The organism is Kitasatospora sp. MMS16-BH015 (genome assembly GCF_002943525.1).
Taxonomy (GTDB): Bacteria; Actinomycetota; Actinomycetes; order Streptomycetales; family Streptomycetaceae; genus Kitasatospora.
In genome coordinates this window covers 7,445,465-7,457,966 of the sequence record NZ_CP025394.1, presented here as the reverse complement: position 1 = coordinate 7,457,966, position 12,502 = coordinate 7,445,465, and the positions used below count along the sequence as shown (strand labels likewise).

Sequence of the window (12,502 nt, the reverse complement as noted above, 5' to 3'; positions counted from 1 at the left end):
CGACACCGAGTCTAATAACACCGATCACGTCGAACGGCCGGGGCCAGTCGAGTCACGTTGAGCAATGGCCATGAGCATGCCGACCACGTACGGGATCTTGAGACCACGAGCGGCCCATGGCAGGCTCGTGCCGCATGATCGATGAATTCGCGAAGGACAACCTGCACGGGAGACTGCGGCGGGACCGCGAGGCGCTGCTCTGGAAGCTCGACGGCTTGTCCGAATACGACGTCCGCCGACCATTGACAGCGACCGGGACCAACCTCCTCGGGCTGGTCAAGCACGTGGCCACCGTCGAGGCGAGGTACTTCGGCGAGGTCTTCGACCGCCCTTCCCCGGAACCGCTGTGCCGATGGCAGGACTCCAACGGCAGCGACCTGTGGGCGACCGAGGACGAGACCCGCAATCAGATCATCGGGTTCTACCGGCGCACATGGGAACACGCGGACGCGACGATCAGCGCGCTTCCCCTCAATGCCCCCGGTCACGTGCCGTGGTGGGCGGAGCCTGCCCCCAATACGAACCTGTTCGCCGTCATGGTCCACGTCCTCAGCGAGTCCGTCCGGCACGCCGGGCACGCCGACATCCTGCGTGAGGGCCTCGACGGCCGGACCGGGCTGCGCGCCGAACACGAGAACCAGATCGACGAGGAAGCCCGTGCGGCCTACTGCGCGAAGATCGAGCAGGCTGCCAGGTCGGCCGCACCAATAATCTGATCTGTCACCGACGGTCACCACCGCCGGACGGCGCCTCGCTACGTAGCCCTCGGAAGGGCTCGCAAACTACGTCGAAACCCCAGTCACGGACGGGCGGACTCGCAAACTGTCCGTTGAAGTCGCACCGCCTACCCCATAGTGATCGCAGGTCACTCACCGCAGGCACCCGGGAAGGTTGCACCATGGAGCTCCTGCCGGACGAGGATCCACTGGGTGGTCTCCGCCCACTCCTGGAAGGGAGCGGCGCCGCCCTCGGCTACGAGCCGCAGGAGGGGTTCGCGGACCGCTGCTGGGTCCTGCACGCCGTCACCGTGCAGAGCCGAAGGGCTCGGTGGGACGAAGTGGTGGCGCACGCCGGCAGACGCCTGGCGGACTGGCAGTACACCCCCTCCTTCCGCGTCTTCGAAGGACTGGACCTGCCCGAGGGCCTCGAAGGCCCGGAGCTCGGCGAGATCGACCGAGGCAGCCTGGACAGTCTGATCGCCGTCCTCGCCCGGCACAGCCCGGACGGGCTGCGGACGGACTGCTACTGGACCCAGGCCTGGATCGAGGACGTGGGCAGTCCGATCCCGGCACGCCGGGGCCGACTGGACGAGGCACTCGCCCACCACGACGCATCCACAGGACCCGCTCGAACCATCAGCACCCAGTTCCCCGCGCACTGGTGGCCCGTGGCGGGCTCCTGGTTCGTCCTGACCAACTGGGGCCTGAGCGCGACCGAGGTCTTCGGCCCCGCCGCCCTGATCGCCGACCTGCTCGCCGACGACGGCCTGGACGCCGTCCGCCACCCAAGCATCGCGGAGGTCGAGGGCGGCAGCGCCCGGTGGCGCGACGCCCCGACAGGATGAACCCACTGCACGCCGGGCCGCCGAAGCACTCGGCGGGCCGGGCGGCCCGGACGGACACGCCCTGAGCTTGCTCCGGCAGCGGGTTGCTGTGTTTCATCAGGAGCCCGACAGGTGCCAGACCGCAGGAGGAGCCCAGTTATGGGGGTGGCTTCGGCTGGGTTGCCCGGGCAGTGCGCTTCGCCATCGGGCTGGTCATGCTCGATTCGGCGGCACGGCATCAGCTTCGGGTACGGCGGCGGTGCGGAGTGTGGCGCTACCGGGAGTTGATGGGGCATGCGTTCGTCCTGCCCCGGGCGCGTCGGCGGGTGTTCCAATGGGGCCTGCGGCGCTGCGCCCGACGCGCCAGGGTGGCGGACCTGGTGGAGTTGCTCGACTACGGGTGGCGGGAGCGCCTGGTGGCCGGCTGGCTGATCGCGGCCGGGGGCCGCAACGAACTGCGGCCCCGCCTCGCGCAGGAGCTGAGCGATCCCGAGCCACAGGCGCAGCTGGATTCGTACTGCGTCGCGCTGGCCTGCCTGGGCACGGAACAGGACGCCCGGATCCTGAGGGACCATCTGGTCAAGTCCCTGGCACTGGCCGTCGAGGGCCGGGAGGAACACCGGCGCTGCCGGGCCGCTGCGATGGGGGCGCTGCTGTATCTCGATCAGCGCCTCGGCACCGACTACTCCGGGCCGCTCCTCACCGAGGGCGGGCCCTGGGCACGGTGGCCGGGCTCGTCAGGCACCTCCGTGGAGGAGGAGAAGCAGGAGATCGCCACTGCGGTGGCTTTCGCCTGCGGCGCGGACCCGGCTCCCCGGAGTCAGAAGAACCAGCCCGGAGTCTCGTCGTAAGAGGGCCGCGGGTACTGGCAGTCGCTGTCCAACGCGTACGCGTAGCGGGCCTCGGTCCTGGCGGCGATGCCCGCGCCGAGGTGGTCGAGGCCGTCCGCACCGACGACCGTGACCAGGGCGATGGCCGCGCAGAGCAGGGGTGCGGTGAGCCGGGCCGGCGGGTCGGCGATCAGGCGGAGCGTACCGATCGCGCAGCTCACCCCGCTGACGAGGATGAGCAGGAGGGTCACCGAATCGGCACCACTGAAGGCGGCGCCGCCGTCTCCGGAAGTCGAGAGACTACCGGCGCCACCTCGGGGAACGTCCGCCACGTCGTAGGCCGCGGGCCCGAGCGGGGGTTGGTCCCTCCGGCCGATGCCCGGCCGTGCGGGCGGCGCCTAGTTTGCTCCGCATGCAGACACTCGACCCCCCGCGCATCGAGGCTCCACCCTGGCGGGACCGGCGGTTCCGGGTCTTCGCGCTCGGGAACTTCGTCAACAACCTCGGGGAGTCGGCGTACAAGGTGGGGCTGCCGCTCTACCTGTACCAGCTGACCGGGTCGTTGGCGGTGATCTCCTGGACGGCCGCGCTGGCGCCGGCGGTGCTGCTGGTGAGCCCGTGGGTGGGGGCGCTGGTGGACCGGTGGGGGGCGCGGCCGTTCGTGGTGCCGGGGCTGCTGGTGCAGGTGATCGGGGCGGTGGGGCTCAACCTCTGTCTGCTGGGCGGGCGGGTCTCGCTCGGGGTGCTGTTCCCGCTGGCGGCGCTGGTCCAGTTCGGCGGGGAGCTGTACCGGTGCGGGTGGATCACCGGGGTGCGGGGGATGTTCCCGGCGAACCCGGGCCGCTCGCGGGCCGTGTTGAGCAGCCTCTTCACCGCCTCGAACATCGCCGGCCCGCTGCTGGTGGCCGGCGGCCTCGGGCTGGTCGGGTACCAGGGGCTGCTCTGGTTCGACGCCGCGACCTTCCTGGCGCCGATCGCCGTCTGGCTGCTGGGCGTCCACCCGCCGGCGAAGGCCGGGGCGGCCGCTGCGACCCGGCCCGGCCTGGGCCGCGAACTCCTGGACGGCTGGCGGGTCATCAGGGCCGAGCGGGAGGTGCTGCATGCCGAACTCGCCTCCGTGCCGCTCCAGTTCGTCAGCGGTGTCGGCCTGCTGGCCTTCCTGGTCTGGTACCTGCGCAGCGAACTGGGCGCCTCCACCGGCACCGTCAGCCTGACCCAGGGCCTGGCCAACCTCGGGGCGCTGGCCGGCAGCGCGTACGTGGCCGGCCGGGCCGGGCTCCGCCCGCAGCGGGTGCTGGCGGTGGCGGCGGTGGTGATGACGGCCGCTCCCCTCCTGATGGCCTTCGCGCCCACGCCGGTGCTGGCGCTCTGCCTGACGGCCTTCCTCGCCGCCCGCTCGGCCCTGACCGCCACCACCGCCGCCCTCACCACCGGCCGCCTGCCCGCCGAAGTCCTCGGCCGGGCCGAGGGGCTGTTCAACCTGGTCACCGGCCTGCCGCTGCTGCTCGCACCGCTGCTGATCCCGCTCGCCCAGCAGCGCTTCGGCCCCACCGCCGTCTTCCTACTGCTCGGTGGCACCGCCGCCCTGGCCCTGCCGCTGGTCGCCCGGCGTCGTCCAGAGGCGCGGTCGCAGTAGTACCGGCGTGACATCCGACGCCGCTGCGCCGTCCTCCCCGCAGAAGCCGGAGAAGGGATCATGAGACCCGAGCAGGCGGAGCTGGTCGGGGCCGACACCGTGGGAACAGCGGCGGAGTGGGGCCGACCTGGCCGCCGCGCGCGCGTTCGCCGGGCGGCTACGGGACGGGATGGAGCGCCGGCCATAGGTCCTGTTGAGCTCCGAGCCGGTACCGCATCAGGCAACGTTCGCCCGCTCCGTTCGCGATCGGTACGGTGCCCCCTACACCTTCAGGTGCTTGCGCAGCGTGACGAGAGCTGCGCCTGCCGCCATTCCGGTACCGGCCAGGACGAGCAGGGGGATCACCGACCAGACGGCGGAGATGCCGATGAGGTGGATGAACGCGATGCGGCTGCCGATGAGGTGGCTGATGACGTAGTGGCCGGCGAGCAGGAGTCCGGATGCCAGCGCCGCACCGAGTAGTGCGGCGAACACGGCTTCGGCGACGAAGGGTATCTGGACGTAGAAGTTGGAGGCTCCGACCAGCCGCATGATGCCGGTCTCACGTCGGCGGCTGTGGGCGGAGACCCGGACGGTGTTGACGATCAGCAGGAGCGCGATGGAGAGCATCAGACCTGTCAGCAGGAGCGCCGCCGTCTGCAGCGCGTTGAGCAGCAGGAACACGTTCTCCATGACCGACCGCTGATCGGCGACCGAGTGGACGCCGGGCTGTCCCGTGAAGGCCGACCTGATGAGGTCGTACTTGGCCGGATCCGTCAGCCTCACCTGCCATGCCTGCTGTATCGCCTCCGGGCCGACCACGGCGGCGAGTTGGTTGTCCGGGTTCATGGCCTTCCAGCGCCGGTATCCCTCCGTGGCACTCAGGAAGGTCGAGGACCGCACCACGGCCATCTTGTCCAGCTCGGCCTTGACTTCGGCGATCTGCCGGTCGGTGGCGGCGCCGGCCACGCACTGCGGCGTGTAGAGGGCATCCGCCCTGGTGCAGAAGTAGATGTCCACCTCGGCCCTGTCGTACCAGTACCCCTTCATCGAGTCGACCTGGGCGCGGACGAGGAGGCTGGCGCCGGCAAGGGCGAGGGCGACTGCCACGCTGATGACGACGGCGACGGTCATCGTCAGATTGCGGCGCAGGCCGACACCGATCTCGGACAGGGCGAACTGGGCGCGCATACGCTTGCAACTCCTGCTGGCACGTTGCGGGCGACGCGCCGGACCGGGTGCATCGGCCGCATCTGCTGGGACAGCCGTGGGCATCGGAGGCTTGGCCAAGCGGGCGTCCGTCGGCCCGCAGCCGGGGCCCCCGGGGCCGCACTGCGAGCCAGGGCATGCCCTCCGCGATCAACATACCCATCTCGACAAGGCGTGACCATGCCTGCATCGCAAGCGTCAGGGCAGTGTTCACTGCACTTGCGGGATGATTGAGCCGTCCGAAAGAGCGATCGCGGCGCCCGGCACGACAGACGGTGCCACCGGCCCGGAGCGAAGACCGGAGAACGCTCCGAGCGACGCATCAAGAGCATCCGATCGTCATCCACGACCGACCCGTAGCCGGACACACCCGTCTGAACCGCCATCACAGACCCCGCTCCCCCGACCGACCCCGACCGTGCCGCACTGTCGATCGCACAGGCCGCCCCCCCCTGAGCCCAGACCGGGCGAACGTTGCCAGATGCGGCGCTACGGGGTCTCCGCCAGGTCGTGCCCGGCGGCCTGCTGGGCGGGGATCGCGGGGGTGGCGGGGGCCTCCTCGAAGGGGGCGCCGCCGGCCAGCACCAGGTGCAGGCGGTCGTGGTCGAGCTCCTTGGTCCAGTGGCCGATCAGCACGGTGGCCACCGCGTTGCCTGCGAAGTTGGTGAGGGCGCGCGCCTCGGACATGAAGCGGTCGATGCCGACGATCAGGCCGACGCCGTCGACCAGTTCGGGGCGGTGCGACTGCAGGCCGCCGGCCAGGGTGGCCAGGCCGGCGCCGGTGACCCCCGCGGCGCCCTTGCTGGCGATGATCATGAAGAGCAGCAGGGAGAGCTGCTGGCCGAAGTCCATCGGCTTGTCCATCGCCTGGGAGACGAAGATCGAGGCCATGGTCAGGTAGATCGCGGTGCCGTCGAGGTTGAAGCTGTAGCCCGTCGGCACGGTGATGCCCACCACCGGGCGGCTGACGCCCAGGTGCTCCATCTTGGCGATCAGCCGGGGCAGCGCGCTCTCGGAGGAGGAGGTGGAGAGGATCAGCAGGAACTCCCGCCCGAGGTAGCGCAGCAGGGCGAACACGTTCACCCCGGCGACCAGGCGCAGCAGCAGCCCGAGCACCACGACCACGAACAGCGCGCAGGCCAGGTAGAAGCCGAGCATCACCACCGCCAGGCTCTTCAGCGCGGCCGTGCCGGTGGCGCCGACCAGCGCCGCCATCGCCCCGAAGGCGCCGACCGGGGCGACCCACATGATCATCGACATCACCTTGAACACCAGCTTCTGCAGGTGTTCGACCCCGCGCAGCACCGGCGCGCCAGCCGGGCCGAGCGCCTGCAGGGCGAAGCCGGCCAGCAGCGCGACCAACAGGGTCTGCAGCACCTTGCCCTCGGTGAGGGCGGAGAAGAAGCTGGTCGGGATCATCCCGAGCAGGAAGTCGGCGGTGCCCTGCGAGCCGCCCGCCGCCGCCTGGGCGTGGCCGGACTTGGCGAGCGCCTGGGTGAGGTGCAGGCCCGAACCCGGCTCGATCAGGTTGCCCACCACCAGGCCGAGGGCGAGCGCCACGGTGGACATCAGCAGGAAGTACCCGAGGGCCAGCCCGCCGACCCGGCCGACCTTGGCGGCCTTGGAGACCGAGCCGATCCCGAGCACGATCGTGCAGAAGATCACCGGGCTGATCATCATCTTGATCAGGTTCACGAAGCCGGTGCCGACCGGCTTGAGCTGCACCGCGAAGTCCGGCGCGGCCAGCCCGACCAGGATGCCGGCCAGCACGGCCAGCAGGACGGCCAGGTAGAGCCGCTGGGTGCGGTCGTGCCGGGGCGGACGGGCGGGTCTGTCCTGGGCGGCACCGGAGGGTTCGTCGGAGGTGAGCGGGAAGGACACGGGGGCTCCTGGCGGGCTCTGGGTGGGGACCGGGTGGGGTCGTCCGACTATGGCCAGTGGCGTGAGCCGGGTCACGCTTGCGTTCATAGAGTTCACGCGGCGCGGTCGGGCCCACGGGCGCTCCCGGTGGACGCGCGGCGCCGTTCCCCCCGCGCGCAGGGCACACTGTCTGGCATGCCCCCGACCCTCCGCCGCGCCGCCGCCGGCCGTCCGCGCGCACCGCGCCGCCGTCGCCGCAGCCTGGCGAGCCAGCTCTTCGTGGTGCAGATCGTGATCGTCGCCGTGGTGGTGGCGGGCGGCGCGGTGCTCGCCTACCTGTTCGCCTCCGGCCAGGCCGAGGACGCCGCCCGCCGGGAGGTCACCGCGACGGCCCACGCCGTGGCGGACGCGCCGACCGTACGGGAGGCAGCGCTCGCGCCCGACCCCTCGGCCGTGCTGCAGCCCTACGCCGAACGCGTCCGCCAGGACAGCGGGGTGGCCTTCGTGACCGTGATGGACACCCACGGCGTGCGCTGGGCCCACCCGGACCCGGCGCAGATCGGCCGCCCCTTCCTCGGCCACTTCGAGCCGGCCCTCCGCGGCCAGGACGTCCAGGAGACCTACACCGGCACGCTCGGCCCCTCCGTCCGGGTGGTCACCCCGGTCTTCGACGGGCAGCGGCGGGTGGTGGCGCTGGTCAGCGTCGGCATCACCGTGCAGTCGATCAGCGCGGGCCTGCGGATGCCGCTGCTCGCGCTCACCGGGGTCGCGCTCGGCGCGCTGGCGCTGGGCGGGGCGGCCAGCTACCTGGTCACCGTCCGGCTGCGGCGGCACACCCACGGGATGGGCGCGGCCGAGCTGAGCGCGCTGTACGACTACCACCAGGCCACGCTGCACTCGGTGCACGAGGGGCTGGTGCTGCTCGACGCCGAGCGCCGGGTGGTGCTCTGCAACGACGCGGCCCGCGAACTGCTCGGGCTGACCGGCGAGTTGGCCGGAGCGGAGGTCGCGGACCTCGGCCTGCCGGGGCCGCTGGCCGCCGCGCTCTCCCGGCCCGTCCGGGACGAGCTGCACCTGGCCAGCGAACGGGTCGTGGTGGTCAACACCTCCCCGGTCGGGGACGGGCTCGGCTCGGTGGTCACCCTCCGGGACCACACCGAACTCCAGGCCGTCTCCGGCGAGTTGGACTCGGTACGCGGCTTCGCCGACGCACTCGCCGCCCAGGCGCACGAGGCCGCGAACCGGCTGCACGCCGTGGTCTCGCTGATCGAACTCGGCCGCACGGCCGAGGCGGTGGAGTTCGCCACCGCCGAGCTGGAGCTGGCCCAGCAGCTCACCGACCGGGTGGTGGCCGCCGTCAGCGAGCCGGTGCTGGCCGCCCTGCTGCTCGGCAAGGCAGCCCAAGCGGCCGAGCGCGGCGTCGAGTTGACCCTCACCCCGGACAGCCGGATCGACGACGGGGTGCTGCCGCCCGGCCTCACCGCGCGCGATCTGGTCACCCTGCTCGGCAACCTGATCGACAACGCGGTGGACGCGGCCCTGGGCCACGCCGCCGTCCGCGCCCCGGAGGTGGCCGTCACCGCCCGGGTGGACGGTGCCGAACTCCTGCTCGGCGTGGCCGACTCGGGCCCCGGCATCGCGCCGGGGGACGTCACCGAGGTCTTCGAACGCGGCTGGAGCACCAAGAGCGGCGGACGCGGCCTCGGCCTCGCCTTGGTGGCGCAGACCGCCCGGCGCAACGGCGGCCGGGTGGAGGTCGGGCGGGCCAGCGGGGCCGTGCTGACGGTGCGGCTGCCGCTGGAGGTGGGAGCGTGAACATCCGGGTGTCTGATGGTGGAGGACGATCCGATGCGGCAGCGGCTGCAGATGGCGGTGTGAGCGTGAACATCCGGGTGCTGGTGGTCGAGGACGATCCGGTGGCGGCCGACGCCCACGCGCTGTACGTGCAGCGCGCGCCGGGCTTCACGGTGGCCGGGGTGGCGCACAGCTGCGGCGAGGCGCTGCGGGTGCTCGACCGGGCCCGGCTCGCCGGGGAGCCGGTGGAGCTGGTGCTGCTCGACCTGAACCTGCCCGACGGCCACGGCCTGCAGCTCTGCCGCCGGATGCGGGCGGCCGGGCATGCCACCGAGGTGATCGCGGTGACCTCCGCCCGCGAGCTGGCCACCGTCCGGCAGGCCGTCTCGGTCGGGGTGGTGCAGTACCTGCTCAAGCCCTTCAACGGCGCGGCCCTGCGGGAGCGGCTCGACCGCTACGCCAGCTACCGCGAGAGCCTGGCCGGCGCGGGCGAGGCGACCGGCCAGCACGAGGTGGACCAGGCCTTCGCCGCCCTGCGCACCCCCGACCGCACCGCCCTCCCCAAGGGCCTCAGCCAGACCACCCTCGACACCCTCTCCGCCGTGCTGCGCACCGCCCCCGAGGGTCTCTCCGCCGCCACCGCGGCCACGGCCACCGGCGTCTCCCGGATCACCGCCCGCCGCTACCTCGAACACCTCGCCACCACCGGCCGGGCCCGCCGCGCCCCCCAGTACGGCCAGGTCGGCCGCCCGGAGCTGGTCTACCACTGGCTCTGAGGCCGCCTCCCCGGCAGGATCAGGCGGCCTCCGGCAGGATCAGGCAGGCCCGGCCCCGCTCAGGCAGGCTCGGGCAGGGGCCAGCAGGCTCGGCCCCGCTCAGGCAGGCTCAGACAGGCTCGGGCAGGAGCCGACCGGCTCAGACCGGCTCGGGCAGGCGGACGATCAGCAGGCGCCCCTCGGCGTCCTCCGTACCCCGGCCGCCGTCCACCGCGAGGGCCAGGCCGGCCGCGTAGACCAGCGCACCGCCGAGTTCGGGCTCCCGTTGGCCGTCCAGATCCGCCGGGCCGAAGCGGTCGAGCAGCACGGGTATCGGGCTGTGGCCGTGCACCAGCCGGTCGCCGCCGAAGACCGCCAGCACCTCCCCGACCTGCTGCGGCCCCTCCTCGCCGCGGAAGGCGAACCGCCTGGTCAGCCGGCTGAAGCAGTCCCGCCAGGCGTGGATGTCGGCGGCGGCCAGCACGGTGCGGACGGCATCGTTCACCGCCTCGACCGTGCGGCCGTACTCCAGGTACGCGGTGCTGTCGGCGTGCACCAGCAGGTGGCCGCCCTCGCGGGCCATCGCGGGCAGCCCGGAGAGCCAGTCGATCCGGTCCTGGTCGAGGCCGGCCAGGTCGCTCGGCCGACCGCCGTTGCGCAGCCAGAGACCGAGGAAGGAGGTGGCGACGCCCGTACGCCCCTGGAACGGCCGGTCGCCGAAGTGGCGGGCGCCGAGCAACAGGACCTCGTGGTTGCCGAGCAGCACCTCGCACCGGCCGCCGTCCGCGGCTGCCTCCGTGCCGAGCCGCCGCACCAGGTCGATCACGCCGAGGCCGTCCGGGCCGCGGTCGGTGAGGTCGCCCAGGAACCAGAGCCGGGCCTCGCCGCCGCTCCAGTGCCCGCCCTCGTCGAGCAGGCCGTGCCCGCGCAGGCCCGCCAGCAGGTCGGCCAGGTGGCCGTGCACGTCACTGATCACGTAGCACGCACCTGATGCCGGGCTGACTTCTTCCATCGGGGCCATCTCTCCAGTCTAGGGAGGGCCCCGGACAGCCACCGGCCGGGCTCAGGCCAGCCAGCGGGCCTTGTAGAGGCTGGCCCGGGCGAGGCGGGCGGTGCCGTCGGGGCGGGTGAAGGTGAGGGTGGCGGTGCACCAGGGCGAGGGGTTGCCGGGCTCGGGGTGGACGGTGAGGAGCTGGCCGCTGCGGGGGTCGTCGCCCACGCTCTTGACGCCCGGGCCGTCGGCGGGCGCGGCCAGGAAGGTACCGGTGGGGATCGCGTACCGGTACACGTGCCGGTTGGTGGTGACCCAGAGCAGGTCGGGGTCGGCGGCCACCAGGGCCAGGTCGTGGCCGCCCGGGGTGGGCAGGGGGACGGACCGGACGGCCTCCAGCCTCGCACCGACCGTGAACGCGGTGAGCGCGGTGTCGCCGAGGGCCCAGAGCAGCCGGCGCCGGGCGTCCCACTGCAGGCCGTGCGCCCCGGCGAACGCGTGGCGGACCGGGGTGGCGTCGGCACCGTACAGGGTGAGGAAGCCGTCGGCGCTCGCGACCACCGGGCGGCCGTCCGGGAGCAGCTCGACGCTGTGCGGGTTGCCGCCCGGGCGGGCCGACCAGTGCACCCGGCCCTCGGGGAAGGAGACCAGCGCGGCCAGCCCGCCGGTCGCGCAGACCACCAGCCACCGCTGCCCCCGCCACCGCCGGTGCTTCGCCTCGCTGACGGCCCACCAGGCGTCCCCGCCCAGCCCCGGCACGTCATCCGCCGACCATCCCCAGAGCCCGGGACGCTCCCCCTGCCAGGGCAGCTCGTTGGCGTCCGCCACCAGCACCCGCCGGCTCCCCTGGTCCACCGCCAGCACCAGGCTCCGGTCGACCGCCGCCACCCCCTGCGCCGCCGCCCCCCGCCCGAGCCCGGCCCAGGCCGCAGCCGCCACGCCCCCACCGAGCACCACCCGCCGGGACACCGCTCGACTCCGCACCCGGCCATGCAACCACGACCGCCCGGCCCGAGCCCGGACCGACGCGGGTGGCACCGGCCCGGTCAGCGGCCCGGTCAGCGGCTGAGGAACTCCGCGATGACGCCGGAGAAGTGGGCCGGGTCGTCGAGCCAGGGGAAGTGGCCGGCGCCGGGCAGGACGTGGACGGTGGCGGTGGGGAAGAAGGTGGCCATCCGGGCGGCCGCCGCCGGGCGGGGGCCGCCGTCGAGTTCGCCGGCCAGCAGGAGGACGGGGGCCTTCAGGGCGGCCAGGGCGGCGAGGGTGGCGGGCGGGTCGAAGGCGCCCTCGGCGGGGTAGCGGTCGCCCGCCTCGTAGTTGCACTGCCGGTCGTCCTCGCGGGCGTGCGCCTGCGCGGCCTCGTCCCAGCGGCCGTAGTAGAAGGGCACGATCCCGGCCCAGTCCTCGTCGGCCTCGGAGCCGGCGTCCACCGCCGCGAAGGCGGCGCAGGCCGCCTCGTACCAGGGCTCCCCCGCCCGCAGGGCACGGGCCTCGGCCCGCTGCTCCGGGGTGAACTCGACCCCGACGGCCCGGCCCCGGCCGGTGACCAGGGTGAGCGAGCGGATCCGCTCGGGGTGCCGGGCGGCGTAGAGCAGGGCCAGGTCGCCGCCGGCCGAGTGCGCCAGCAGGTCGAACTCGGCCAGGCCCAGGTGCTACCGGAGCGCCTCGACATCGCCGACCTGCCGGTCGCACCGGTAGCTCGCCGGGTCGGCGGGCTCGGCCGAGTCCCCGGTGCCCCGCAGGTCGAGCAGCACGAGCTGCCGGTGCGCCGTCAGCCCGCCCAGGTCGCCGAGGTACTCGGAGGCCCGCATCGGGCCGCCGGGGAGGACGAGCAGCGGTGCGCCCGCGCCCTTGAGGTGGTAGGCGAGCACGGTCCCGTCGGGCGCGGTGAAGGTAGGCATGGCA

The 12,502-nt window shown here is 73.2% G+C and carries 11 protein-coding genes and 1 pseudogene; 6 read left to right on the top strand and 6 right to left on the bottom strand.

Annotated elements, in window-relative coordinates; genetic code table 11:
- Positions 1–134 precede the first annotated feature (134 nt).
- From CFP65_RS31955 to CFP65_RS31945, 3 genes are all read left to right on the top strand, one after another.
- Positions 135–716: a DinB family protein gene (locus CFP65_RS31955; protein WP_104821272.1), complete on the top strand. Its 582-nt coding sequence runs from the start codon at positions 135–137 to the stop codon at positions 714–716.
- 182 nt (positions 717–898) lie between these two features.
- Positions 899–1,564: a hypothetical protein gene (locus CFP65_RS31950; RefSeq protein WP_104819444.1), complete on the top strand. Its 666-nt coding sequence runs from the start codon at positions 899–901 to the stop codon at positions 1,562–1,564.
- Between the two features lie 170 nt (positions 1,565–1,734).
- On the top strand, positions 1,735–2,394 hold the full coding sequence (locus tag CFP65_RS31945) for a DUF6000 family protein (RefSeq protein WP_158702456.1): 660 nt from the start codon (positions 1,735–1,737) through the stop codon (positions 2,392–2,394).
- Here CFP65_RS31945 and CFP65_RS31940 read toward each other — a convergent pair.
- Complete coding sequence (locus tag CFP65_RS31940) at positions 2,364–2,624, bottom strand: hypothetical protein (RefSeq protein WP_104819442.1); 261 nt, start codon at positions 2,622–2,624, stop codon at positions 2,364–2,366. The genes CFP65_RS31945 and CFP65_RS31940 overlap by 31 nt on opposite strands.
- Before the next feature lie 161 nt (positions 2,625–2,785).
- Between CFP65_RS31940 and CFP65_RS31935 the strand changes: the two genes are divergently transcribed.
- Positions 2,786–4,009 (top strand): MFS transporter, encoded by a 1,224-nt coding sequence (locus tag CFP65_RS31935; RefSeq protein ID WP_104819441.1) that lies wholly within the window; start codon positions 2,786–2,788, stop codon positions 4,007–4,009.
- Positions 4,010–4,270: 261 nt separating this feature from the next.
- Here the strand turns inward: CFP65_RS31935 and ftsX are convergent, their stop codons facing one another.
- Positions 4,271–5,179: a permease-like cell division protein FtsX gene (ftsX, locus tag CFP65_RS31930; RefSeq protein WP_104819440.1), complete on the bottom strand. Its 909-nt coding sequence runs from the start codon at positions 5,177–5,179 to the stop codon at positions 4,271–4,273.
- 507 nt (positions 5,180–5,686) lie between these two features.
- Entirely contained in the window at positions 5,687–6,985 is a 1,299-nt protein-coding gene (locus tag CFP65_RS31925) for a cation:dicarboxylate symporter family transporter (RefSeq protein ID WP_254553180.1), read from the bottom strand.
- A gap of 267 nt (positions 6,986–7,252) precedes the next feature.
- Between CFP65_RS31925 and CFP65_RS31920 the strand changes: the two genes are divergently transcribed.
- Positions 7,253–8,872: a sensor histidine kinase gene (locus CFP65_RS31920; RefSeq protein WP_104819438.1), complete on the top strand. Its 1,620-nt coding sequence runs from the start codon at positions 7,253–7,255 to the stop codon at positions 8,870–8,872.
- A gap of 59 nt (positions 8,873–8,931) precedes the next feature.
- A complete protein-coding gene (locus tag CFP65_RS31915; RefSeq protein ID WP_174805589.1) occupies positions 8,932–9,627 on the top strand; it encodes a response regulator in 696 nt (231 codons plus the stop codon).
- A gap of 139 nt (positions 9,628–9,766) precedes the next feature.
- Here the strand turns inward: CFP65_RS31915 and CFP65_RS31910 are convergent, their stop codons facing one another.
- From CFP65_RS31910 to CFP65_RS31900, 3 genes and pseudogenes are all read right to left on the bottom strand, one after another.
- Positions 9,767–10,582, bottom strand: coding sequence for a metallophosphoesterase (locus tag CFP65_RS31910; RefSeq protein ID WP_254552671.1), 816 nt, complete (start codon positions 10,580–10,582; stop codon positions 9,767–9,769).
- 87 nt (positions 10,583–10,669) lie between these two features.
- The gene (locus CFP65_RS31905; protein WP_104819436.1) at positions 10,670–11,566 is read right to left on the bottom strand and encodes a DUF6528 family protein; all 897 of its coding nucleotides are present in this window, start codon (positions 11,564–11,566) and stop codon (positions 10,670–10,672) included.
- An 89-nt stretch (positions 11,567–11,655) separates the two neighbouring features.
- Positions 11,656–12,498 (bottom strand): annotated as a pseudogene (locus CFP65_RS31900) (alpha/beta fold hydrolase).
- Between the last annotated feature and the right edge of the window lie 4 nt (positions 12,499–12,502).